Here is a 22,912-nt window from a genome sequence, read left to right as displayed (position 1 = left end):
GGCACAGAACCGGGCAAGCGAATGAGAACAACTGGGATGGTGTCATTCCGCCCAGAGGTGCGCTTTCGGCCGTCCGGTGGCTCAGCCGCGGGGCGCGGCCGGCGCCCAGCGCGCCGGATCCTCCCCCCACCGCCCCGGTGGCCGCGCCCAGTCCGCCGGCCCGCCCTCGAAACGCGTCGCCGGCAGCGCGTACCGCAGCCGGCCCAGCACGCTGTCGGACTCCGTGAGCCAGGCGTCCGGGCCGTCGTACGCCGACCGCGCGCCCCCCGGGGCCCGCACGGCCCCGTCCGTCAGCCAGGCGGCCGTGCGCGCCAGCGCCAGCCGTACGACCCGGGTCCCGCCCTCCCGGGTCTGCTCGGTGAGGGACCTCAGGACCGCCGCGGCCAGCAGATACCCGGTGCCGTGGTCGAGGGCCTGCGCAGGCAGGGCGCCAGGCCGGTCGGCCGGCCCCTCGGTCACCGCGATGCCGGTGGCGACCTGCACCAGACTGTCGAAGCCACGGCGCCCGCCCCACGGACCGTACGCGCCCCACGCCGACAGCTGGGCGATGACGAGGCCGGGGCGCCGCTCGGCCAACCGCCCGGGAGACAGTCCCAGCCGGTCGAGCGCTCCGGGCCGGTATCCGCTGACGACCACGTCGGCCTGCGCCAGCAGCCCCTCGAACGTCCGCCGGTCCGCGGACGCCGTCAGATCGAGGAGCGCGGACCGCTTCCCGATGTCCATGTCGGCGTGCTGGTCGGGGAGTTCGGGCAGACGCGGGCTGTCGATCCGCAGCACGTCCGCGCCGAGCAGCGCCAGCGTGCGGGTGGCCGAGGGGCCGGCGATGACCCGGGTGAGGTCCAGGACGCGCAGGCCCACGGCGGGCAGCAGCGGCTGTCCGGCGAGCGGTACGAGGGGGCGTACGGGCGCGTCGTCGAGCCGCTCACGGCCCACCAGGGGGTGTGCGGCGATGGCGCGCCCCTGCTCGTGCGCCGCCCACTCCCCCGGGGTGCGCAGCGCGACCGCGAGCCCTCCGGCCGCGTACACGCTCTCCTCCACCTCGGCGGCCGACCGCTCGGCGAGCGCCGGGGCCACGGTGTCCGGGGACGCGTCCGCCGGCAGCCCGAGCGCACCGAGCAGCCGCGCCCGGTGATGCGGATAGTTCGCGTGGGTGCGCACCCAGCCGTCCGCGGTGCGCCAGAACCGGGACAGCGGGGCGAAGGCGACGGGTGCGCGGCCGTCGACCAGCAGGTGCCGTTCGCTGTGGAAGGCCGTGGCCACGGCCCCGTCGTCCACCCGGACCCGGGGCACGGCCGGGAGCCCGGCCCGAAGCGCGCCCCATTCGGCGGCCGCCAGGGCGCAGGCCCCGACACAGGCCCTCGCCACCTCCCGCACGGGCAGGCGCGAGGGCAGTGCCCCGTCCCGCACGACGGCCGAGACCCCCGGCAGCAGAGCGGGATCCCCGCCCAGTGCCGCCCATGCCATGTCCATATCCGTCATGGGGGCACTATGCAGGGTGTACCGGATCAACACGGCTGCCGGGGCCGGGCGGTGGCCCGGCCCCGGCAGCGGCCGGTCCGTCGTTCAGGCGGGTCCGTCCTTACCTGGTCACGGCCTTCAACGCGTCCACGGTGCCCCAGCCGTAGAACCCGTTGCGGTTCTTCGAGCCCTGGCACACCGCGTCGACCTTGCCGTCGGAGTCGATGTCGTACGGATCCGTGCACGGTGTGGGGTCGGCGCCGGCGTAGAGCAGCGCCTTCACCAGGGCCGCGGAGGCGTGCGGGTGCGTCGACTTGATGAGCGCGGCCACCCCCGCGGCGTGCGGGGACGCCATCGACGTGCCCGCCATGTAGCCCCAGGTGCCGCCGGGCAGCGGGCCGAGGATCAGACCGCTGGTGGCCGGCGGTGCGGGGGTCTGGTAGCGGGTGGCGTCGCCGCCGGGTGCGGCGACGTCGATGACGCCGAGGCCGTAGTTGGAGAACGACGACTTGATGCCCTTGGCGCCCGTCGCGGCGACGGTCACCACACCCGGCAGCTGGGTCGGTATGTCGAAGCACCGGTGCGGGTCGATCACCCGGTCGCTCGGTGTGCCGTCGTTCGGGGAGACCGGGTCGGTGATCGAGTCCGCGTCCAGGTCGTAGTTCTCGTTGCCGGCGGCCGCGACGTTCACCGTGCCCTTGCGCTCCGCGTACAGCGAGGCCCGGGTGATGGCGTCGACGAGCGCCTTCTGGTCCGGGTCGTCGGTGCAGTTGAAGTACCAGGGGTCGGTGTAATAGCTGTTGTTGGTGACGTCGACGTGGTGCTCGGCCGCCCACACGAAGCCGCACACCACGGCCTCGGTGTAGAAGTAGCCCGCCGTCGTGGCCACCTTGATCCCGGCGACCCTCACCCCGGGGGCGACCCCGGTGATGCCGACGCCGTTCCTGGCGCCCGCGATCTCCCCCGCCACATGCGTGCCGTGCGGGCTCTCCGACGCGCTCGGCCGCCAGGCCCCGTCGGTCGTGTCCGGTTTGCCCGACACGCAGTTGACGGACGCGTCGCGGTCGAAGTTCGGCGCGATGTCCGGGTGTGTGTCGTCGACGCCCGTGTCGATGACGGCGACCGTGACGTCCCGGCTGCCGAGCGTCTTCTCGTGCGCCTTGTCCGCCTTGATGGCGGGCAGGTCCCACTGCAGCGGCTCCAGCGGGTCCTGTCCGTCGGTGGCGCGGGCGCTCGCGGCCTCCGCGGAGGTGAGCACCTTCGGCGTGCCGACATCGGTCGTCGACTGTGCGGGAAGCGGTGCGTTGCGGGTGGCTCCCGCCGACTGCACCCCGCGCACCGTGCGGACGGTCCTCGCGAAGTCGGGGTTCGAGGAGTGGACGACGATCACGCCGATCCGGTCGTACGAAATCACGATCGTGCCGCCCGCGTCGGCGATCGCCTTCTTCACGTGTGCGGAAGGGCCGTGGCCGGGGCGGACGTTGACGACGTAGCTGAGCGAGGCGGCGTCCGCCGTCGTGGCCTTCGGGGCCGCCTGGGCGGCCTGGGCCGCCGACGCGGTGGCGTTCGGCAGGAAGGCGAAGGCAGACGCCATGGCCATGCCCAGCGGTAGGGCGACGAGACGGCGTGAGCGCTTGCGCGGCGCTGTCATGGAGGTCTCCAGTTCGTTCGCGAGAGCAGCGGTACGGGCCGTGCGGAAGCCCGGTGAACGGGTCCGTGCGGCTACTCGACCGCCCGCAGGGCGTTGACGACGCCGAAGCCGTAGAAGCCGTTCATGTGCTTGTCGCCCACGCAGGTCGCGTCCACGACGCCGTCGCCGTTGCCGTCGTAGGGCTCGCTCGGGCAGCCCGGGTTGTCCGCCTGCGCCTTCAGGAGCCACTGCAGCTGGGCCGGCGTCGCCCACCGGTGCGTGGACTTCAGCAGCGCGGCCACGCCCGCGGCGTGCGGGGACGCCATCGAGGTGCCCTGGAGGAAGCCGTACTGGCCGCCCGGCATCGTGGAGAGGATGCGGCCGTTGGCCGACGGCGTGTCCGGGATCTGGTACTTGTCGCCGCCCGGTGCCGCGACGTCGATCACGCCGTCGCCGTAGCTGGAGTAGTAGGACTTGGCGCCCTTGACCCCGGTCGCGCTGACCGTGACGACGCCCGGCAGCTGGGTCGGCACGTCGAAGCACTCGTGCGGGTCGACGGTGCGGGTCACCGCGGTCGAGTCGTCGGGGCTGGAGTCGTCGACCAGGGCGTGGGAGTCGAGGTCGTCGTTGGAGTTGCCCGCGGAGGCGACGTTGAGGGTGCCCTTGCGCTGGGCGTACAGCTGGGCCCGGTTGACCGCGTCGACGATGGCCCGCTGGTCCGGGTCGTCCATGCAGTTGTACAGCCACGGGTCGACGTAGTAGCTGTTGTTCGTGACCTCGACGCCGTGGTCGGCGGCGAACACGAAGGCGCACACGACGCTCTCGGGGTAGAACAGCTCGTTGACCGGGTCGGCGACCCTGATGCCGGCGACCTTGACGCCCGGGGCGACACCCGCCACACCGATGCCGTTGCGGGCCGCCGCGATCTCACCGGCGACGTGCGTGCCGTGGTAGTGGTCGGGGCTCGCGGGCCGCCAGGCGCCGTACGAGGTGTCCGCCTTGCCGCCGACGCAGCTCGCGGACTGCGACGCGGAGAAGTTCGGGGCGAGGTCGGGGTGGGTGTCGTCGACGCCGGTGTCGATGACGGCGACCGTGACGTCACGGCTGCCCGGGTTGATCTGCGCCGCCTTGTCGGCGCCTATGGCGCGCAGGTCCCACTGGTCGGCTTCCAGGGGCTCGCTCTCGCCGGCGGAGGCCGACGCGCCCGTGATCTTCGCGGCCTCCGACTTCGTCAGGTACTGCGCGGCCCCCTCGTCCGTCGTGCCCGCGGCGGTCAGCGGCGCGGTCCGGGTCGCACCCGCGGACTGTACCCCGCGGACAGTCCGGAGGGTCTTGGCGAAGTCCGGGTTCGAGGAGTGGACGACGAAGACGCCTATCTTGCCGTAGGTCACCACGATGCTGCCGCCGGCCGCCTCTATCGCCCGACGCACCGTCGTGATCGTGTGACGGTCCGTGCCGGTGTTGACGACATAGGCGAGAGCGGGACCGTCCGCGGTCTGAGCGGTCTGAGCAGTGGTGGCGGTGCGCGGGGCGGCCGAGGCGGCACTCGGCAGGAAGCCCAGCGAGGCGGTGAGCGACAGCACGACGGGCACGGCGAGGGCGAGCCGACGTCTGGAGGGCAGATGAGCCATGGGATCTCCACATCATCCGGAAACGTGAACGAGCCGGACCGCGGTGGCGTCCGGCAGGTACATGACGGGTGGTGCAGGGCGAAGCTATCTGCCGTTACGGCTGGCCATCAATGACTTTCGGCGATGACTTTCGACGAGGGCGGAGAAGAAACGAACCGAGTTGAACCGGTCCCCGTGTTGCGCCGTGAACGTTGTGCAGGGAGCAGGGAGACGATCGAAGCCCCCTGACGGATCACGTATCAGAGCACTACCGTCGCACTCAGTGATGTGATCCAGGTCACCGTGGGGTCATACCGCGCGCCCGCACCGACCCGTTCCCGGCGGCGAGGTTCACTCACCGCCGACCACCGCCGTCACCGCACCCGCAACGCGAGGAGACACCGTGGCAACCGACGCACCACCCCCTTCGACGACTGAAAAGAGCCTTCCGTCGACCGAGCATTACGTCGAGGTCCAGGAGAGCGCCGAATTCGGTGAACTGCGCCGTACCTACCGCTCGTTCGCCTTCCCGCTGACCGTGGCGTTCAGCGTCTGGTACTTCGCTTACGTCCTGCTGTCGATCTACGCGGGCGACTTCATGGGCACCAAGCTGTTCGGCAACGTCAACGTTGCCCTGGTGCTGGGCCTCGCCCAGTTCCTCACCACGTTCCTGATCGCCTGGTGGTACGCGCGGCACGCCGCCGCCAAGCTCGACCCCAAGGCGGAAGCCATCAAGTCCCGCATGGAGGGCGACGCATGAGCCACGCAATCACCCTGGCCGCAGGCGCGGCCAGCGAGCACAGAGGGCTGATCATCAGCCTGTTCTCGGTGTTCGTCGTCGCCACCCTCGTCATCACCGTCTGGGCGGGCCGCCAGACCAAGGACGCCGCCGACTTCTACGCGGGCGGCCGTCAGTTCAGCGGCTTCCAGAACGGCCTCGCCGTCGCCGGTGACTACATGTCCGCGGCGTCCTTCCTCGGCATCGCGGGCGCGATCGCCCTCTTCGGATACGACGGCTTCCTCTACTCCATCGGCTTCCTGGTCGCCTGGCTGATCGCCCTGCTCCTGGTCGCGGAGCCGCTGCGCAACTCCGGCCGCTACACCATGGGCGACGTGCTGGCCTACCGCATGCGCCAGCGCCCGGTCCGCACCGCGGCCGGCACCTCCACGATCGTCGTGTCGATCTTCTACCTGCTCGCCCAGATGGCGGGTGCGGGCGTCCTGGTCTCCCTGCTGCTGGGCATCACCAGCGACGGCGGCAAGATCGGCATCGTGGCCCTGGTCGGCGTCCTGATGATCGTGTACGTCACCATCGGCGGCATGAAGGGCACCACCTGGGTGCAGATGGTCAAGGCCGTCCTGCTGATGGCCGGTGCGCTGCTGCTGACCATCCTGGTGATGGTGAAGTTCCACTTCAACATCTCCGACCTGCTCGGCAAGGCCGCCGACAACAGCGGCAAGGGCAGCGCCTTCCTGGAGCCCGGCCTGAAGTACGGCGCCACCAGCCTGAGCAAGGTGGACTTCATCTCGCTCAGCATCGCCCTGGTGCTCGGCACCGCCGGCCTGCCGCACATCCTGATCCGCTTCTACACCGTGCCCACCGCCAAGGCCGCCCGTAAGTCCGTGATCTGGGCGATCGGCCTCATCGGTGCCTTCTACCTGATGACCCTGGCCCTCGGCTTCGGCGCCTCCGCGCTGATCAAGCCGGAGGAGATCATCGCCTCCAACAAGGCGGGCAACACGGCCGCGCCGCTGCTCGCCCTGCACCTGGGCGGCGTCGACTCCAACATGGGCGCGATCCTGCTGTCCACGATCTCGGCGGTCGCCTTCGCCACGATCCTCGCGGTCGTCGCGGGCCTGACCCTGGCCTCGTCCTCGTCGTTCGCGCACGACATCTACGCGAACGTCATCAAGAAGGGCAAGGCCACCGAGAAGGAGGAGATGAAGGCGGCCCGCTGGTCCACCGTCGGCATCGGTGCCGTCTCCATCGTCCTGGGCGCCCTCGCCCGCGACATCAACGTGGCGGGCCTGGTCGCCCTCGCCTTCGCGGTCGCCGCGTCCGCCAACCTGCCGACGATCCTCTACAGCCTCTTCTGGAAGAAGTTCACCACCCAGGGCGCGCTGTGGTCGATCTACGGCGGTCTGATCACCTCGGTCGGCCTGGTGCTGTTCTCGACGGTGGTCTCCGGCAAGCCGACCTCGATGTTCCCCGACGTCGACTTCCACTGGTTCCCGCTGGAGAACCCGGGCCTCATCTCGATCCCGGTCGGCTTCCTGCTGGGCTGGATCGGCACCCTCCTGTCGAAGGAGGAGCCGGACGCCGCCAAGTACGCGGAGCTGGAGGTCCGGTCCCTGACCGGTACCGGAGCGCACTGACGGTTGCCGGCGGCGGTTGCCTGACCGTGGTCCGTGCCGACGGCCGCGTCGTGGGTCCCCACGACGCGGCCGTCGCGTATTCCTCGGGATCAGGCCGGTGCCGATGCCGGTGTCGTCACGTAGGCTCTCAGGAGTTGGACTCGAGTGATCCGCAACGCAGGAGGGGACCACGTGCTCATCGACACCTACGGTCGGGTGGCGACCGACCTGAGGGTCTCACTGACCGACCGGTGCAATCTGCGGTGCACGTACTGCATGCCCGAGGAGGGCCTGCAGTGGCTGGCCAAGCCGGACCTGCTGACGGACGACGAGATCGTCCGCCTGATCGGCATCGCGGTCACGACCCTCGGTATCACGGAGGTCCGCTTCACGGGAGGCGAGCCCCTGCTGCGCCCCGGCCTGGTCGGGATCGTGGAGCGGGTGGCCGGGCTGCGGCCGCGCCCCCAGATGTCGCTCACCACGAACGGCATCGGCCTGGGCCGCACGGCGGCGGCCCTGAAGGCGGCGGGCCTGGACCGGGTCAACGTCTCGCTGGACACCCTGCGCCCCGATGTGTTCCAGGCCCTCACCCGCCGCGACCGGCACCGGGACGTCCTCGACGGCCTCCGGGCGGCCCGCGAGGCGGGCCTGACCCCGGTCAAGGTCAACTCCGTCCTGATGCCGGGCCTGAACGACGACGAGGCCCCCGACCTGCTCGCCTGGGCGGTCGAGCACGACTACGAGCTCCGCTTCATAGAGCAGATGCCCCTGGACGCCCAGCACGGATGGAAGCGCGAGGGCATGGTCACCGCGACGGACATCCTGGCCTCGCTGCGGACGCGCTTCGAGCTGAGCCCCGAGGGCGCCGGCGAGCGGGGCTCCGCCCCGGCCGAGCGCTGGGTCGTCGACGGCGGCCCGCACCGCGTGGGCGTGATCGCCTCGGTCACCCGCCCGTTCTGCGCCGCCTGCGACCGTACCCGGCTGACGGCCGACGGACAGATCCGCACCTGCCTGTTCGCCACCGAGGAGACCGACCTGCGCGCGGCACTGCGCTCCGGCGCCCCGGACGAGGAGATCGCCCGCATCTGGCGGCTCGCGATGTGGGGCAAGAAGGCGGGCTCGGGGCTGGACGACCCGTCGTTCCTGCAGCCCGACCGGCCGATGTCGGCGATCGGAGGCTGAGCCGGCGCCCGCCGCGGACAGCCGGTCCCGGACGTACGTCCCGTGGGCCGGCGGGTCCGTTCGCTGCGGGCGGCCCGGGGCCGTGGGTCAGTCCGTCCCGGGCTCCTGCGGCTCCCGCGATCCGGCGGGCTGCGGCGGCTCCCACTGCGCCAGCGGCACGACGTCCTTGAGGAACCCGCGTACGCCCAGGAACTGGGACAGGTGCTCGCGATGCTCCTCGCAGGCGAGCCATGTCTTGCGGCGCTCGGGCGTGTGCAGCTTCGGGTTGTTCCAGGCCAGGACCCATACGGCGGCGGCGCGGCAGCCCTTCGCGGAGCAGACCGGGGAGGGCGCGGCGGAGCCGGGGGCGTTCACCATCACCCCCCGACCCTAGCGCCCGCCGATTCGGGGCGTTCGCGCGGTGAGGGATGCTGCGGGGGACGCCGGACACGTGACACCACGCGGCGTCCAAAGGGCGACGCCGAGCAGCCACGGGGGGAGCTGCCCGGCGTCGGTCCGTCGCTCCGACGGGGGATGCGGAGCGCGTACGAAGTATGTCACGGGTGACCCCGTGCCCGGCAGCGGAACAGCATGATTGATCTGAGCTTTTCTTGAGCTTCGCGCGGGGTCTGGTTCCGTTTCCCGGTGCCCCGCCCCGATCAGCTCCGCTCGCGCGGCTGGCCCGGGACGCCGGCCGCGCGCCCGGCCGGGGCGTCCGCCGGGTCGCGTTCCGGGTCCGGTTCCGTGGAGCCGCCCGCGCTCTGGTCTCCGCCCGGGCGGGGGGCGGCTTCCGCGGAGGGCTGCGTGAGCATCGGGCGCAACGGGGCGGTGACGAACGTCGACGGGAGCGACGGCGCGTTCTCCCGCCCGGCGTTGGCGATGACGACGGCGACGTAGGGCAGGGTGGCACCCAGGACCAGCGCGATGACGGCGACCGGCCGCTCCACGTTCCACAGGGTGGCCGCGAGGATCACCGACACGGTGCGGATGCTCATCGAGATGACGTAGCGGCGCTGCCGGCCGCGGACGTCCTCCGCCAGCCCCTGCCGGGCACCCGTGATCCGGAATACCTGGGCGTTACCCCCGCTTCTGGGCTTCCGCATCACATTCCACCGCCCGCCTGCCTCGGACTCACCCCGGCCCGTACCTGGTCCGTACCCGGCCAGGACCTGGGCCCGAACATGTTCCACGTTACGCCGCGCCTGCGCAGGCTACGAGACCGGGGCAGGCGCGGCCTGGGCGGAGGTGCTGCGCGATCCCGCGTACGGAGGACTCGGCATGCGCCGTACGACGGACGGTCCGAGACTGGGCGTACTGCTCACGTCGAGCCGTACGAGGAGGCGGTCATGGGCTGGTTGTGGGCGATCATCGTCGGATTCGTGCTCGGTCTGCTGGCCAAGCTGATCCTGCCGGGCAAGCAGCACAGCCCGCTGTGGCTGACCACCCTCATGGGCGTGATCGGAGGCATCGTCGGCAACGCCGTCGCGCGGGCCCTCGGTGTCGCGGCCACCCCGGGCATCGACTGGAGCCGCCACGGACTGCAGCTCGCCGCGGCGGTGCTCTTCGTCTTCCTCGGCGAGATGGCGTACATGTCGACGAAGGGCGGCGGCGGACACAGGGAGCGGGCCTGAAGGAACGGACGAGGGGGCGCTCCCGTGCGGGACCGCCCCCTCCGTTCGCGCGGGAGCGCCTCAGGCGCCCGCGACCTCCACCGCCGCCAGGTTCTTCTTGCCGCGGCGCAGCACCAGCCAGCGCCCGTGCAGCAGCTCCTCCTTGGCGGGGACGGTGTCCTCGGCCGTCACCTTCACGTTGTTCACGTACGCGCCGCCCTCCTTCACCGTGCGCCGCGCGGCCGACTTGCTGGGCACGAGGCCCACCTCGGCGAACAGGTCCACCACCGGGGAGAGCCCCTCGACCCGGGCGTGCGGCACCTCCGAGAGGGCCGCCGCAAGCGTCCTCTCGTCGAGCTCCGCCAGCTCGCCCTGTCCGAAGAGCGCCTTGGACGCGGCGATCACGGCGGCCGTCTGCTCCGCGCCGTGCACGAGCGTCGTCAGCTCCTCGGCCAGCGCACGCTGCGCGGCACGGGCCTGCGGGCGTTCCCCGGTCTGCCGCTCCAGCTCCTCCAGCTCCTCGCGGGACCTGAAGGACAGGATGCGCATGTACGTCGAGATGTCGCGGTCGTCCACGTTCAGCCAGAACTGGTAGAACGCGTACGGCGTGGTCATCTCCGGGTCGAGCCAGACGGCGCCGCCCTCCGTCTTGCCGAACTTGGTGCCGTCGGCCTTGGTCATCAGCGGCGTCGCCATGGCGTGCACGGTGGCGTCGGGCTCCAGCCTGTGGATCAGGTCCAGGCCCGCCGTGAGGTTGCCCCACTGGTCGCTGCCGCCCTGCTGGAGCGTGCAGCCGTACCCGCGGTAGAGCTGCAGGAAGTCCATGCCCTGCAGGATCTGGTAGCTGAACTCCGTGTAGCTGATGCCCTCGGAGGACTCCAGGCGCCGGGCGACCGAGTCCTTCGTCAGCATCTTGTTGACACGGAAGTGCTTGCCGATGTCCCGGAGGAACTCGATCGCGGACAGTCCCTGCGTCCAGTCGAGGTTGTTGACCATCACCGCCGCGTTCTCCCCCTCGAAGGAGAGGAACGGCTCGATCTGGCGGCGCAGCTTCTCGACCCAGCCGGCCACCGTCTCCGGAGCGTTCAGCGTGCGCTCCGCGGTCGGGCGCGGGTCCCCGATCAGGCCCGTCGCGCCGCCCACCAGGGCCAGCGGCCGGTGCCCCGCCTGCTGCAGCCGGCGCAGGGTGAGCACCTGCACCAGGTGCCCCACGTGCAGCGACGGCGCCGTCGGGTCGAAGCCGCAATAGTAGGTGACAGGACCGTCCGCGAGCGCCTTGCGCAGAGCCTCCTCGTCGGTGGACAGGGCGAACAGCCCGCGCCACTTCAGCTCGTCGACGATGTCCGTCACGGTTCTCGTGTCTCCTTGGGTGGTCCTCGGCGGTCGGGTGACAGCCGACTACGAGGTTATACGCCCTGGCTGACAGAGCTCATGTTGAAATCGGGGACGCGCACCGGGGGCATCGCGGCCCGTGTGAACCAGTCGCTCCACTCCCGCGGCAGCGTCTTCTCCGTGCGGCCCGCCTCGCTGGCGCGACCCAGCAGATCGACGGGGGACTCGTTGAAGCGGAAGTTGTTGACCTCGCCGGTGACCTCGCCGTTCTCCACCAGGTAGACGCCGTCCCGGGTCAGGCCCGTAAGCAGCAGGGTCGCCGGGTCCACCTCGCGGATGTACCACAGGCAGGTCAGCAGCAGCCCGCGCTCGGTGCGCGCGACCATCTCCTCCAGAGACCGGTCGGCACCTCCGTCCAGGATCAGGTTCCCGATCGACGGGGTGAGCGGCAGCCCGGTCAGGGCCGCGCTGTGCCGGGTGCTCGTCAGATGCTTCAGCTCGCCGCCGCCGATCCACTCCGTGGCCTTCAGCGGCAGCCCGTTGTCGAACACCGAGGCGTCGTCGCCGGAGGCGTGCGCGATGACGAAGGGCGCCGTCTCCAGGCCGGGCTCGTGCGGATCGCTGCGCAGGGTCAGCGGCATCTCCGAGAGCCGCTCGCCGACGCGCGTGCCGCCGCCGGGCTTGCTGAAGACCGTGCGGCCCTCCGCCGCGTCCCGGGCCGCCGCCGACCACATCTGGTAGATCAGCAGATCGGCGACCGCGGTCGGCGGCAGCAGCGTCTCGTAGCGGCCCGCCGGCAGGTCGATCCTGCGCTCCGCCCAGACCAGCCGCCCGGCCAGCTCCGCGTCCAGCGCCGCCGGGTCGACGTCCTTGAAGTCCCGGGTGGAACGCCCCGCCCATGCCGAGCGCCGGTGGTCCGGCGACTTCGCGTTGAGCTCCAGCGTGCCGCTCGGCTGGTCATGGCGCAGGCGCAGCCCCGTCGACGTGCCGACGTACGTCGACACGAGCTCGTGGTTGGCGAAGCCGTACAGCTCCCGGCCGCCCGTACGCGCGCGTGCGAACGACTCGCCGAGCGCCGGCGCGAAGTCCGCGAAGACGGCCGACGAGGTCTCGGCGGGCGCCTGAGTGAAGTCCGGCGCCTCGGGCACGCCCGTGACCAGCGGTTGCGCGTCCTCGGCGGGACCGGCGGAGCGCGCCGCGGCCTCCGCCGCCCGGACGAGCGGTTCCAACTCGTCGGCGGTGACGGCCGAGCGGGAGACGACACCGGACGCCGTGCCCTGTGCGCCGTCCACGGTCGCGATGACGGTGAGGGTGCGCCCGCGCGTGACACCGTTCGTGGTCAGCGCGTTGCCCGCCCACCGCAGATTGGCGGTGGAGCGCTCGTCGGCGATCACCACACAGCCGTCCGCCCGGGACAGTGCGAGGGCCCGCTCGACGATCTCGTGCGGCTTGTGCGTACGCGCGGTCATCGGCCGGCCTCCTGGGTGGTGTTCAGAATGTTGACGCCTCTGCAGAGGGCCGGCGGGCAGCCGTGCGGGACGGCCGCGACGGTGGACCGGAAGTTCCCCGCAGGGTTCGGGGGCGTACCTCTCTGATCGGCATTTGTGCAGGTCAGGGGGTTATTCACGGTCTGCCCTCAATCCCTGTCTACAGTGGTTGAAACTCGACCGTACGGGGTCTGGTTGATGACTTGGTGGTGGCCTCCGGAGCGCCTCGGCGTATTCGAGGACGGCTCCGGAGACCGGATTGTGGATCAGCGCAGAGACTACCCAGCAGAGATGGGGGCGGGACGCGATTCCTGCCTCGGGTCCGAGCGGCCTGAACACCGAGAGAGCCTGTTCGTCACTCCTGGGGAGGGACCGGCCGCGTCGCACGCTTCACTGAGTACGCCTACTCATGCCGAGCCGCACCGGGCCGGGGACGATGGGCCGTGTCGACGTACAGACGGGAGGCGGGGGTATGGGCAGAACTCTGGGAGCCGTGGTGGCCGTCGTGGGGGCGGCCGCAGCACTGGTCTTCGCCTATGTGGCGGGGGCGCCGCCCGCGGTGGTGTTCGCCGTCGGGGCGGGCGCGCTGAGCCTTCTGTGGCTGCTGCTCCTGCTCACCCTGCCCTGGAACCTGTACTTCCACGCGCACGCGGTGCTGGCCGAGATCGCGGTGAGCCGTGAGAAGGGCATGGAGGTCTCCCCGGCCCGGGACGCCGAGGCCGCGCGCATCGCCCGCACGATGCTCCGGGCGGCGGTCGCGGGTCACGTCCTGACGGCGGCCGTCGTCTTCGTGATCACCTGGGCGACGGGCGAGTTCACGGGCTACTGGTTCGCCGCGTTCTTCCTGCTGAGCACCTTCTTCCGTCCGGCCGGCGCCTACTTCGGCCAGCTCCGGCGGCGCCTGGGCACCCTCCTGAAGGACGTCACGTATCCGCGGGACGACGTCGTCGAGCTGCGCGGCCGACTGGACCGCGCCGAGGCCGGGCTGCGGGTGCTGGAGGAGAAAGCGGAGGAACAGTACCGAGCCCTCGCCGAACTGCGCCGCACCATGGACGCGCTGGCCATGAGCACATACGAGCGGACCGACGAGGCGGACCGCAGGATCGCCGCGCTGGGCAGGGAGTTCGAGTCCACGGTGAACCGCCTCACCGACAACCAGGAGATCATCACGGGCGTGAAGGCGTTCCTGCGCCTGCTGCGCTCCACGGACGCGGCCGACGGCGCCCCGGCCTCCGGCTGACCGGGCCTACGAGCCGGTGCGGGGGCGCCTTGTCCGCCGCACCGTGGACCGCGAGGCGCCCGGCACCCTCGACGACCGTCCGGGGCTGACGCCGGAGCCGCCGCGGGGCTTCGTTCCGCCCCCTGGTCGTCAGGCGCGCCCCGACTCGTTTGTCGTGTTCAGGATGTTCACACTCCGAAACAGCGCGGACGGGCACCCGTGGGACACGGCGGCGACCTGTCCCGGCTGGGCCTTTCCGCAGTTGAACGCCCCTCCCAGCACATAGGTCCGGGGACCTCCGACGCCCTCCAAGGAACCCCAGAACCGGGGCGTGACCCCCTGATACGCAAAGTCCCGGATCTGCCCTGCCAGGCGCCCGTTGTGGATCATGTACGCCCTCTGGCCCGTGAACTGGAAGTTGTACCGCTGCATGTCGATCGACCAGGAGCGGTCGCCCACGACGTAGATCCCGCGATCCACCCCGCCGATCAGGTCCTCGGTCGACAGCCCGGCCGGATCCGGCCGCAACGACACGTTGGCCATGCGCTGCACCGGCACGTGCGAGGGCGAGTCCGCGTAGGCGCACCCGTTGGACCGCTCGAAGCCGGTCAGTCTGGCGATGCGCCGGTCCAGCTGGTACCCCACGAGTGTGCCGTCCTTGACGAGGTCCCAGGACTGGCCCTCGACGCCCTCGTCGTCGTAGCCGATCGTCGCGAGTCCGTGCTCGGCGGTGCGGTCACCGGTGATGTTCATCAGCTCGGAGCCGTATCTCAGCTTGCCCAGCTTGTCGAAGGTGGCGAAGGAGGTACCCGCGTACGCGGCCTCGTACCCCAGCGCCCGGTCCAGCTCGGTGGCGTGGCCGATGGACTCGTGGATGGTCAGCCACAGGTTGGACGGGTCGACGACGAGGTCGTACACCCCCGCCTCGACGCTCGGCGCGCGCATCTTCTCGGCGAGCAGCTCCGGAATCCGCGCCAGCTCGGAGTCCCAGTCCCAGCCGGTGCCCGTCAGATACTCCCAGCCGCGGCCGACCGGCGGCGCGAGGGTGCGCATCGAGTCGAACTCGCCGGTGGACTCATCGACCGAGACCGCGGTGAGCTGCGGGTGCAGCCGTACCCGCTGCTGGGTGGTCACGGTCCCGGCGGTGTCGGCGTAGAACTTGTTCTCGTGGACGGTCAGCAGAGAGGCGTCCACGTGGTTGACGCCCTCGGCTCCGAGCAGCCGTGCGCTCCAGTCGGCCAGCAGCCCCGTCTTCTCCTCGTCGGGCACGGTGAACGGATCGATCTCGTACGAGGAGACCCACGTCCGGTCGGCGTGCACCGGCTCGTCCGCCAGCTCCACCCTCTCGTCCGACCCGGCCGCCCCGATCACCTGCGCCGACAGCTCGGCCATCGCCACCGCCTGCGAGGCGACCGCGGCGGCGGCGTCCGCGGTGAGGTCGACACCTGAGGCGAACCCCCAGGTGCCGCCGTGCACGACCCGGACCGCGTACCCGAGGTCGGTCGTGTCCGACGAACCGGAGGGCTTGCCGTCGCGCAGCCGCCAGGACGCGCTGCGCACCCGCTCGAACCGGAAGTCCGCGTGCTCGGCCCCCAGCGACCGCGCACGGGCCAGCGCGGCGTCGGCCAGTGAGCGCAGCGGAAGCGCGAGGAACGACTGATCGATCTCATGGGGCACGGGTGGGATTCCCTTCGCTGTGGCCGTCGGGTTCGTCCGGCCGGTGGCGCGGCCACGCACAAGCCGGAACTGAAGCATGTCCCATGCGGGCCGCTCATGCGGGACATCTCCGGAGGGCGGCCCGGCGCCGGACCTCCGCGGACCGCCGGCATCCGGTGCCGGGCCCGCAGCCCGGCCACCCGCACCGGCCGCTTCCGGCGCGTCCGGTGCGCGGAGACGGCGCCACAACATGAGCGAAGGCGGCACAACATGAGCGAAGGCGGCGCGCCGGACCCGGCGGATCCTGTCGGCGCGCCGGACGCCGGGGCGGGGAGTCTCGTCAGCGGCGCGGGACGGTGCGCTTGGGCGGCGTTATGCGGACCCGCTTCTCCGCGGGCGCGCTCTCGATGTCGTCGAGCTGCGCGACGATCGTGTCGCGCAGGTCGTCGTAGTCCTCGAAGACGTGGTCGTTGAAGAGGGTGTAGCCCGTCCACATCAAGTTGGCGCACACACGGGCCGGCACCCGGCCGGTCCGGGCACCCATGCCGACCAGCGCCACCGACCGGATGCTGCCCGGTGCCTCCTTGTTCTGCCGGTGGATCGCCTGGAACGCGGCAGCGCAGGCCAGGGCCACGTTCAGGGTCTCGCTGATGTTCTGCGAGGACGTCTCCATCGTCGGCGTCGAGATCAGGAACCTCGGCTTGACCGCCCCGGACGCGACGCACACCGCGCTGCCCACCGGGAGTGCTCCCGCGAACTGGCCGCGGATCGCCTTCTGCACCCGCAGCTGGATGCCCGCGCCGAGGTGCCGTTTGACGACCGCGTCGACCCCGCCGTCCATCCGTCCCCGGGAGTTGGTGGGGCTGACCCAGGCGTCGACGTCCTGGGCGACGATCGAGCCCTTGCGGATCCGGATCCCGGGAGTGTCGGCGAACGCCGCTCGCCACGCCTCCACCACCGCGGTGTTGATGTCGGTCAGCACCACTTCGAGAGGCGGCTGCACGTGGTCGACGGTCATGGCTCACTCCGATCGGGAACGGTTGCTCGACGGATCGGGACGCTACCGGGCCCCACTGACAGAGCGGCCGCCTCGGCCCGGCGCCTCCACGAACCGGGGGAGGACTGTCAGTGGGCCGGCATAGCCTCATGGGCACTTCGCCGATCAGGCCTTCCACCAGAACCGGTTCGACCATTGGAGCCCTGCCGCCATGAGCGACGCCCCCACCCCCGCCGCGCCCGACCCGAACGACCCGCTGGCCCTCGCGGAGCTGTTCAAGGGCGGCGGTGAGCCGTGGCTTCCGCTGCTGAAACCGGTCATCGAGGCGCAGCCGGACGCGGCCGCGTTCATCGGCCCGGGCCGCAGTTCGGAGGTCGTGCCCGTGCGCGAACTGACCTTCCAGGCGCTCAAGCCCAACGCGCCGCACAAGTGGAAGGTCGTCGTCTTCGGCCAGAACCCGTACCCGCGGCCGGAGAGCGCCACCGGCATCGCCATGTTCGACAACACCTTCCACGACTGGAAGGACAGCCAGTTCGGCAGGGTCGTCAGCATCCGCTGCATCATCAAGGCAGCGGCCATGTGGAAGTACGGCATACCCAAGAAGACCCCGATAGCCGACATCCGCGCGCTGCTGAGGAAGCAGGACACCGTCCAGCCGCCGGAGTGGTTCCAGGCGATGCTCACGCAGGGCGTGCTGCTGCTGAACGCCGCGCTGACGGCCAGCGGCGACGGGGCGATCGGCACCGACCGGCACACCAGGTTTTGGCGGCCGGTCGCCGAGCAGATCGTCGAGGAGATCCTCAAGGCCAAGCAGGACGCGGACGAGGAGGACCGCGGGGTCGTCTTCGCGTGGTGGGGGGCGCACGCCCGCAGCCTGAAGAAGGTCGTCCTCAAGCTCCAGGAGAAGTACCCCGCGGTCGAGGTCCGGCACATCGACCACGCCAACCCGGCGGCGCAGGGCGACATCTTCTGCGACGGCGACCACTTCGACATGGTGAACGACGCCCTCGCATCGCTGGGCGCCGACGGGATCGACTGGCTGCCGAGCACCGGCTGGAACACGCTCGCGGCAGAGACCGGCGGGGCCGACGGCGACATCGCCGACCGCATGGGCGCGTTCATCGCGTCGACCATGGAGCTGCACCAGCTGTACCTCGACCGTCTCTCCAGCGTCAAGCACGAGGGGCTGGTCCTTCCCGCGATCACCGGCGTGTTCGACACCCCGCTCATGGACTTCCGCGAGGCCGCCGCCCCGGTCGCCGCGCTGCTGTCCGGGCTGGGCCGGTACGTCGACCGGTCGCACGAGTTCGGCAAGCGGCGGGCGGACGAAGTGTCCGACGACCTGTCCGCCGACGCGATCGCCGCGCTCTACCTCTACACCTGCGAGTCCGCGTTCTACCGGGAGATCAACGCCACCCTGCGTTCCCCGGACCGGACCAGGCTCGTCCCCTACCTGCCGTATCTGCGGCTGCTGTTCTCAGCGGTATCGCAACTCCCCGTCCGCACCGAGCCGTTGTGGCGCGGGGTGCCGCTGGACCTGCGTGCGCAGTACCCGCTCGGACAGACCGTGACCTGGTGGGGCGTCTCCTCGTGCACGTCCGACATCAACGTGGCCAGGTCGTTCCTGCGCAGCCGCGGCAAGCGGACGCTGTTCGAGGTGGTCCCCGCCCGGGCCGTGGGCATCCGCGACTTCTCCGCATTCACCGGCGAGGAGGAGTTCATCCTCCTGCCGGGCACCCAGCTGGAGGTGACGGACGTCAAGGACGAGGGCCGCGGCCTGTGCACCGTGAGGCTGACAGAACTGGGGGAGCAGACACTGGTGTCCTGACCGGACGCCCGCGCCGACCGCCGCCCCGGGTGGAGCGGCGGTCGCACGTGCCGGGCAGCCACGCGGCGCGGTGGGTACGGAAGCAACGCGCGTATCGGTGGCGTCCCTGTCGGCACGCCGAAAGGGGCCGCACGCTCGGCGCATGCCTGCACCACATGCCCGCCACCCGCCGTGGGGCGCGGCTCGTGCGGAGACCGGCCGTGGTCACAGCCACCTGGCGGGCACGCGCCCGGGAGATCGGCGTGGCGAGTGTGAGGCGCTGCGCGGACGGCCCGGAGCGCCGCGCGGCACCCGCCCCGCCGATCCGGCCGCGGCCCCGACGGCGGCTCCCCGGCCGCATTACCGTGGAGCCATGTCCAGCAAGCGCCGCACCGGCCGTGGGAACGGCACACAGCGGAACCGGCCGCGCACGAACCCGCCCGCCCCCGACCTCCGCCCGGGCGGGCCCCCGCCCCCGGCGGCCTGCGCCCAGGCGGCGCGGACGTGCGAGGAACTGGCGGAGCAGCGTCCCGAGGACCGCGAGGAGCTGCTGCTGGAGGCCGCCGACGCCTGGAGCGACGCGGGGGAGCACGAGCGCGCCGTCGCCGTGTACGAGCGGCTGCTGGATCCGGAGGGCGGCGGCTGCGCGGAACCGGACCTGGTGGACGCCTTCCGGATCGGCACGCTGTGGGAGGCCGGACGGGAGGAGGAGGCCCGGGCGGCGGCCGCCGCGTTCCGGCGGCGGCACCCCGGGCACGCCGGCGCCTGGAACTTCGTCGCCGAGGCTGTCGAGGCGTTCGACGGAGCGGCCGCGGCCGCCGAGTGGTACACCGCCGGCGTCACCCACGTGCTCGGCGCGGGGGCCCCGGTGACGCCTGACGCGGTGGAGCGGGACCCGCAGCACTACGACGTCGAGACGCTCATCGTGGGCCGCCACCGGGTCCGGCGGCTGCTCGGCGCGCCGCACGACGACTGGGACGAGGCGGCGGACTCCCTGCACGAGCGGCGCTCCTCCCTGGTGCCCGGCCGGGTGCGGCCGCTGGACGAGCTGCACGATCCGCTCTGGGTCAAGCGGCTGGACGAGGACGGCCCCGCAGCGTTCGGGGACGAACTCGGCGAGCTGGCGGACCGGCTGGCGGCCGTGGTCCCCGCCGGCCGCGTCCCCGCCGGCCGCCCCCGGGTGCGCGCGTCGTGCGTCCTGTACTGGCCGCGGGAGGAGTTCACCGCGCTGCGGGAGCGCTGGCCGAAGGCGGCCGAGGCCTACGGCGACGACCACGCCGAACACCTGCGGCGGGTCGAGCGGACCCTGCGGGACCTGTCCGAGGAGGGCGCCCCGCGTCTGGCGGTGGGCCGGGCGGCACTGGCGGAGCTGGAGGCGTACGCGGAGAGCAGCCACGGATCCCCCGACACCCCCGGCACCCGGTCCGCGTACGCGGCCGAGCTCGCCCGCACGGGCCGGGCGGCCGACTGGCCCCCGCCCCGCAACGGCCCCTGCTGGTGCGGATCAGGACGGAAGTACAAGAAGTGCTGCGGCGGTCCCGCGGCGGTGTGAACGAGGAGGAGCCCTCCATGAGCACCACCATTTCCGCTCGAGAGTTCTCGTACGACCGCAGTGCCGTCCTCGCCCGTGGCGGATGCCGGAGGCGGCCAGGGGCGGCGGCGCTGCCCCGGCGTGCCCCGGAATGGCGGACTGACCGCGGGGTCACTGTAGGAAACCGACAGTGAGTGCCCCAGGTCGCTGTCGGTGCCCGATTGCCTGCGCAGCGACCGGGACCGATAGGTTTCAGGCGAAGGCGCCTGTCCAGCAGGGGTTCCAGACCGCTATCGAAAGGGTGATCCGTTGAGCCGCTCGGTTCTCGTCACAGGAGGCAACCGGGGCATCGGCCTCGCCATCGCCCGCGCGTTCGCCGACGCCGGCGACAAGGTCGCGATCACATACCGCTCGGGTGAGCCGCCGGAGGGTGTCCTCGCGGTCAAGTGCGACATCACCGACACCGAGCAGGTGGAGCAGGCTTACAAGGAGATCGAGGCCGAGCACGGCCCCGTCGAGGTCCTCATCGCCAACGCCGGCGTCACCAAGGACCAGCTGCTGATGCGCATGACGGAGGAGGACTTCACCTCGGTCGTCGAGACCAACCTGGTCGGCACCTTCCGCGTCGTCAAGCGGGCCAACCGCGCCATGCTCCGCGCCAGGAAGGGCCGCGTGGTGCTGATCTCGTCGGTGGTGGGGCTGCTCGGCGCCGCCGGGCAGTCGAACTACGCCGCCTCCAAGGCCGCGCTGGTCGGCTTCGCGCGCTCCCTGGCCCGCGAGCTCGGTTCACGCGACATCACCTTCAACGTCGTCGCTCCCGGCTTCGTCGACACGGCCATGACCCGGGTGCTCACCGACGAGCAGCGCGAGGCCATCCTGGCGCAGGTGCCGCTGGGCCGGTACGCGCAGCCCGAGGAGATCGCCGCAGTGGTGCGGTTCCTCGCCTCCGACGACGCCTCGTACATCACTGGAGCCGTCATCCCCGTTGACGGCGGACTGGGAATGGGTCACTGATCACATGAGCGGAATTCTCGAGGGCAAGCGCGTCCTGATCACCGGTGTGCTGATGGAGTCCTCCATCGCGTTCCACACCGCGAAGCTGGCCCAGGAGCAGGGCGCCGAGGTCATCCTGACCGCGTTCCCGCGGCCCACGCTGACCGAGCGCATCGCGAAGAAGCTCCCGAAGCCCACCAAGGTCGTGGAACTCGACGTCACCAACGACGAGCACCTCGCGCGCCTGGCCGACATCGTCGGCGAGGAGCTGGGCGGCCTCGACGGTGTGGTGCACTCCATCGGGTTCGCCCCGCAGGACGCCCTCGGCGGAAACTTCCTCAACACGCCGTTCGAGTCGGTGGCCACCGCCATGCACGTCTCGGCGTTCTCCCTGAAGTCGCTGACCATGGCCTGCCTGCCGCTGATGCAGAACGGGGGCTCGGTCGTCGGCCTCACCTTCGACGCGCAGATCGCCTGGCCGCAGTACGACTGGATGGGTCCCGCCAAGGCGGCCCTGGAGGCCGTCAACCGCTACATGGCGCGCGACCTGGGCAAGCAGAACATCCGCTGCAACCTGATCTCCGCGGGCCCGATCGCCTCCATGGCCGCCAAGTCCATCCCCGCCTTCGGCGAGCTGGCCTCCGTGTGGGACAGCCGCTCCCCGCTGGAGTGGGACCTCAAGGACCCGGAGCCCGCGGGCCGCGGTGTCGTCGCCCTGCTCAGCGACTGGTTCCCGAAGACCACCGGCGAGATCATCCACGTGGACGGCGGTGTGCACGCCGTCGGCGCGTGACCGCTTGCGCAATCGCTCACGGGCTCACTTCACCCCGTTGTCCGAGGTCGGCGCCCCGTTCCCCGCTCCGCGCGGGGAGCGGGGCGTCGCCCGTTCGGAGTAGCTGACCGGGCGTTCGGGGCCCTTGGGCACGCACGCTGGGAGTACGCGACGCCCCGCAGCCGTACGGCCGAGGAGGTTTCGTTGTGCGCCTGTCCCGCCGTATCGCCCTGTCCCGCCGTATCGCCCTGTTCGTCGTCGCCGGTTCGCTGGTGACGGTCCTTCCCTACGAGGCCATGTCCCACGCGCGCGTGGACGCCGCGAAGACCGCGGATCCGCGGCCCTTCGGCGCCGAGTGCCGTGTCCGGGTCACCGGCGTGGACGTCGTGGCGTACTGCCACAACCCCTATCCCGACACGGATCACGTGAGTCTGCACATCGAGTGCGACCCTTGGTGGGACATCGACACCGACACGGCCCCCGTCGACGACGGGCCCGCCATGACCGTACGGCTGGCCGGCCGGTGCTGGGAGAAGGTCCGCTCGGCGTGGGTCAGTCACGCGCGGTGAGGCGCGGCGGGCGGCGGGCGGGCGCGGGGCGCCCCGGACGGCACATGATCGGGTAGCTCGCCGCCGCGGCGGCAGCGGCGGCCGCGTCACCCTCACGGATCGCGTCCAGGAGCCCCGTGTGGTCCAGGTACGTCTCCGGTGTCAGCTCCTCGCCGACGTCGCCGCGCAGCCAGTCCCGCAGCACATCGCCCAGGTCCGCGTACATCGCCGTCATCACGTCGTTGTGGGAGGCGGCCACCACGGCCAGGTGGAACGTCGCGTCGGCGGCCACGAACGCCTCCGTGTCCCCGGACGCCCATGCCTTCTCCCGGCGGGCGAGGAGCGTCTCCAGCTGCTTGAGCTCGCGCTCGGTGCGCCGCTCGGCGGCCAGCCGGGCGGCCCCCGACTCCAGGGTGGAACGCAGCTCGGCGACATGGGCCGGGTCGGCGTCGGCGAACCGGCGGTGCATCACACCCGCCAGCTCACTCGTCGCCGCCACATACGTGCCCGATCCCTGGCGGATGTCCAGCAGACCGTTGTGCGCGAGTGCCCGGACGGCCTCGCGGACCGTGTTGCGGGCGACGCCGAGCTGCGCGACCAGCTCGGGCTCGGTGGGGATGCGGGAGCCCACGGGCCATTCGCCCGAAGTGATCTGCTTCCGCAGCTCGGCGATGACCTGCTCGGACAGCGCGGACCGGCGGGGGTGGCTCAGCGTCATGACAGCCGGGTGGGCCGGGACCATGGAC

At 71.6% G+C, this 22,912-nt stretch carries 20 protein-coding genes; 10 read left to right on the top strand and 10 right to left on the bottom strand.

Going from position 1 to position 22,912, the window contains the following annotated elements; genetic code table 11:
* Window positions 1-81 precede the first annotated feature (81 nt).
* From ACZ79I_RS08235 to ACZ79I_RS08225, 3 genes are all read right to left on the bottom strand, one after another.
* Window positions 82-1,479, bottom strand: coding sequence for a CoA transferase (locus ACZ79I_RS08235; protein ID WP_471495586.1), 1,398 nt, complete (start codon window positions 1,477-1,479; stop codon window positions 82-84).
* Window positions 1,480-1,579: 100 nt separating this feature from the next.
* On the bottom strand, window positions 1,580-3,109 hold the full coding sequence (locus ACZ79I_RS08230; protein WP_471495584.1) for a S8 family peptidase: 1,530 nt from the start codon (window positions 3,107-3,109) through the stop codon (window positions 1,580-1,582).
* 71 nt (window positions 3,110-3,180) lie between these two features.
* Window positions 3,181-4,719, bottom strand: a complete 1,539-nt coding sequence (locus ACZ79I_RS08225; RefSeq protein ID WP_471495582.1) for a S8 family serine peptidase — start codon at window positions 4,717-4,719, stop codon at window positions 3,181-3,183.
* 382 nt (window positions 4,720-5,101) lie between these two features.
* On the opposite strand from ACZ79I_RS08225, the gene ACZ79I_RS08220 reads away from it, so the two are divergent.
* From ACZ79I_RS08220 to moaA, 3 genes are all read left to right on the top strand, one after another.
* Window positions 5,102-5,458 carry a DUF485 domain-containing protein gene (locus ACZ79I_RS08220; RefSeq protein WP_471495580.1) on the top strand — a complete coding sequence of 119 codons (357 nt, stop codon included), beginning with the start codon at window positions 5,102-5,104 and terminating at the stop codon, window positions 5,456-5,458.
* The gene (locus ACZ79I_RS08215) at window positions 5,455-7,074 is read left to right on the top strand and encodes a solute symporter family protein (RefSeq protein WP_471495578.1); all 1,620 of its coding nucleotides are present in this window, start codon (window positions 5,455-5,457) and stop codon (window positions 7,072-7,074) included. Before ACZ79I_RS08220 ends, ACZ79I_RS08215 begins: the two co-directional genes overlap by 4 nt.
* 171 nt (window positions 7,075-7,245) lie before the next feature.
* Window positions 7,246-8,235 (top strand): GTP 3',8-cyclase MoaA, encoded by a 990-nt coding sequence (gene moaA, locus ACZ79I_RS08210; protein ID WP_471504824.1) that lies wholly within the window; start codon window positions 7,246-7,248, stop codon window positions 8,233-8,235.
* Window positions 8,236-8,322: 87 nt separating this feature from the next.
* Here moaA and ACZ79I_RS08205 read toward each other — a convergent pair whose 3' ends face one another.
* Entirely contained in the window at window positions 8,323-8,592 is a 270-nt protein-coding gene (locus ACZ79I_RS08205; protein WP_471495576.1) for a hypothetical protein, read from the bottom strand.
* A 281-nt stretch (window positions 8,593-8,873) separates the two neighbouring features.
* Window positions 8,874-9,317 (bottom strand): DUF3099 domain-containing protein, encoded by a 444-nt coding sequence (locus tag ACZ79I_RS08200; protein WP_471495574.1) that lies wholly within the window; start codon window positions 9,315-9,317, stop codon window positions 8,874-8,876.
* Window positions 9,318-9,560: 243 nt separating this feature from the next.
* On the opposite strand from ACZ79I_RS08200, the gene ACZ79I_RS08195 reads away from it, so the two are divergent.
* A complete protein-coding gene (locus ACZ79I_RS08195; RefSeq protein WP_471495572.1) occupies window positions 9,561-9,845 on the top strand; it encodes a GlsB/YeaQ/YmgE family stress response membrane protein in 285 nt (94 codons plus the stop codon).
* Between the two features lie 60 nt (window positions 9,846-9,905).
* On the opposite strand, the gene tyrS is transcribed toward ACZ79I_RS08195, so the two are convergent.
* Window positions 9,906-11,174, bottom strand: coding sequence for a tyrosine--tRNA ligase (gene tyrS, locus ACZ79I_RS08190; protein WP_471495570.1), 1,269 nt, complete (start codon window positions 11,172-11,174; stop codon window positions 9,906-9,908).
* A 56-nt stretch (window positions 11,175-11,230) separates the two neighbouring features.
* Complete coding sequence (locus ACZ79I_RS08185; RefSeq protein WP_471495568.1) at window positions 11,231-12,625, bottom strand: metallopeptidase TldD-related protein; 1,395 nt, start codon at window positions 12,623-12,625, stop codon at window positions 11,231-11,233.
* 490 nt (window positions 12,626-13,115) lie between these two features.
* Here ACZ79I_RS08185 and ACZ79I_RS08180 point away from each other — a divergent pair, with 490 nt between their 5' ends.
* Window positions 13,116-13,883 carry a hypothetical protein gene (locus ACZ79I_RS08180; RefSeq protein WP_471495566.1) on the top strand — a complete coding sequence of 256 codons (768 nt, stop codon included), beginning with the start codon at window positions 13,116-13,118 and terminating at the stop codon, window positions 13,881-13,883.
* Window positions 13,884-14,012: 129 nt separating this feature from the next.
* On the opposite strand, the gene ACZ79I_RS08175 is transcribed toward ACZ79I_RS08180, so the two are convergent.
* Both ACZ79I_RS08175 and ACZ79I_RS08170 read right to left on the bottom strand, forming a co-directional pair.
* Window positions 14,013-15,539: a TldD/PmbA family protein gene (locus ACZ79I_RS08175; RefSeq protein WP_471495564.1), complete on the bottom strand. Its 1,527-nt coding sequence runs from the start codon at window positions 15,537-15,539 to the stop codon at window positions 14,013-14,015.
* Between the two features lie 319 nt (window positions 15,540-15,858).
* Window positions 15,859-16,536: a macro domain-containing protein gene (locus ACZ79I_RS08170; protein WP_471495562.1), complete on the bottom strand. Its 678-nt coding sequence runs from the start codon at window positions 16,534-16,536 to the stop codon at window positions 15,859-15,861.
* 190 nt (window positions 16,537-16,726) lie between these two features.
* Here ACZ79I_RS08170 and ACZ79I_RS08165 point away from each other — a divergent pair, with 190 nt between their 5' ends.
* From ACZ79I_RS08165 to ACZ79I_RS08145, 5 genes are all read left to right on the top strand, one after another.
* Entirely contained in the window at window positions 16,727-18,343 is a 1,617-nt protein-coding gene (locus tag ACZ79I_RS08165; RefSeq protein ID WP_471495560.1) for an ADP-ribosyltransferase domain-containing protein, read from the top strand.
* Between the two features lie 352 nt (window positions 18,344-18,695).
* Complete coding sequence (locus tag ACZ79I_RS08160; RefSeq protein WP_471495558.1) at window positions 18,696-19,874, top strand: SEC-C domain-containing protein; 1,179 nt, start codon at window positions 18,696-18,698, stop codon at window positions 19,872-19,874.
* Window positions 19,875-20,162: 288 nt separating this feature from the next.
* A complete protein-coding gene (gene fabG / locus ACZ79I_RS08155; protein ID WP_471495556.1) occupies window positions 20,163-20,867 on the top strand; it encodes a 3-oxoacyl-[acyl-carrier-protein] reductase in 705 nt (234 codons plus the stop codon).
* 4 nt (window positions 20,868-20,871) lie between these two features.
* Window positions 20,872-21,639, top strand: coding sequence for an enoyl-ACP reductase FabI (gene fabI / locus ACZ79I_RS08150; protein ID WP_471495554.1), 768 nt, complete (start codon window positions 20,872-20,874; stop codon window positions 21,637-21,639).
* Window positions 21,640-21,842: 203 nt separating this feature from the next.
* Complete coding sequence (locus ACZ79I_RS08145) at window positions 21,843-22,187, top strand: hypothetical protein (RefSeq protein ID WP_471504821.1); 345 nt, start codon at window positions 21,843-21,845, stop codon at window positions 22,185-22,187.
* On the opposite strand, the gene ACZ79I_RS08140 is transcribed toward ACZ79I_RS08145, so the two are convergent.
* The gene (locus tag ACZ79I_RS08140; RefSeq protein ID WP_471495552.1) at window positions 22,171-22,884 is read right to left on the bottom strand and encodes a FadR/GntR family transcriptional regulator; all 714 of its coding nucleotides are present in this window, start codon (window positions 22,882-22,884) and stop codon (window positions 22,171-22,173) included. The genes ACZ79I_RS08145 and ACZ79I_RS08140 overlap by 17 nt on opposite strands.
* Window positions 22,885-22,912: the final 28 nt, after the last annotated feature.

The sequence above is a fragment of the Streptomyces sp. PSU-S4-23 genome, assembly GCF_055632315.1.
Note: the sequence above shows the minus strand (reverse complement) of the source record. Positions and strands in the feature narration are given on the sequence as shown.

Bases quoted from the DNA above. Each gene is read 5' to 3' on its own strand.
- ACZ79I_RS08165 (WP_471495560.1), top strand. From the start codon at position 16,727: ATGAGCGACGCCCCCACCCCCGCCGCGCCCGACCCGAACGACCCGCTG.
- ACZ79I_RS08180 (WP_471495566.1), top strand. From the start codon at position 13,116: ATGGGCAGAACTCTGGGAGCCGTGGTGGCCGTCGTGGGGGCGGCCGCA.
- ACZ79I_RS08200 (WP_471495574.1), bottom strand. From the start codon at position 9,317: ATGCGGAAGCCCAGAAGCGGGGGTAACGCCCAGGTATTCCGGATCACG.
- ACZ79I_RS08235 (WP_471495586.1), bottom strand. From the start codon at position 1,479: ATGACGGATATGGACATGGCATGGGCGGCACTGGGCGGGGATCCCGCT.
- ACZ79I_RS08205 (WP_471495576.1), bottom strand. From the start codon at position 8,592: ATGGTGAACGCCCCCGGCTCCGCCGCGCCCTCCCCGGTCTGCTCCGCG.
- ACZ79I_RS08170 (WP_471495562.1), bottom strand. From the start codon at position 16,536: ATGACCGTCGACCACGTGCAGCCGCCTCTCGAAGTGGTGCTGACCGAC.
- ACZ79I_RS08185 (WP_471495568.1), bottom strand. From the start codon at position 12,625: ATGACCGCGCGTACGCACAAGCCGCACGAGATCGTCGAGCGGGCCCTC.
- ACZ79I_RS08195 (WP_471495572.1), top strand. From the start codon at position 9,561: ATGGGCTGGTTGTGGGCGATCATCGTCGGATTCGTGCTCGGTCTGCTG.
- ACZ79I_RS08225 (WP_471495582.1), bottom strand. From the start codon at position 4,719: ATGGCTCATCTGCCCTCCAGACGTCGGCTCGCCCTCGCCGTGCCCGTC.
- ACZ79I_RS08215 (WP_471495578.1), top strand. From the start codon at position 5,455: ATGAGCCACGCAATCACCCTGGCCGCAGGCGCGGCCAGCGAGCACAGA.
- ACZ79I_RS08160 (WP_471495558.1), top strand. From the start codon at position 18,696: ATGTCCAGCAAGCGCCGCACCGGCCGTGGGAACGGCACACAGCGGAAC.
- ACZ79I_RS08230 (WP_471495584.1), bottom strand. From the start codon at position 3,109: ATGACAGCGCCGCGCAAGCGCTCACGCCGTCTCGTCGCCCTACCGCTG.
- fabI (WP_471495554.1), top strand. From the start codon at position 20,872: ATGAGCGGAATTCTCGAGGGCAAGCGCGTCCTGATCACCGGTGTGCTG.
- ACZ79I_RS08140 (WP_471495552.1), bottom strand. From the start codon at position 22,884: ATGACGCTGAGCCACCCCCGCCGGTCCGCGCTGTCCGAGCAGGTCATC.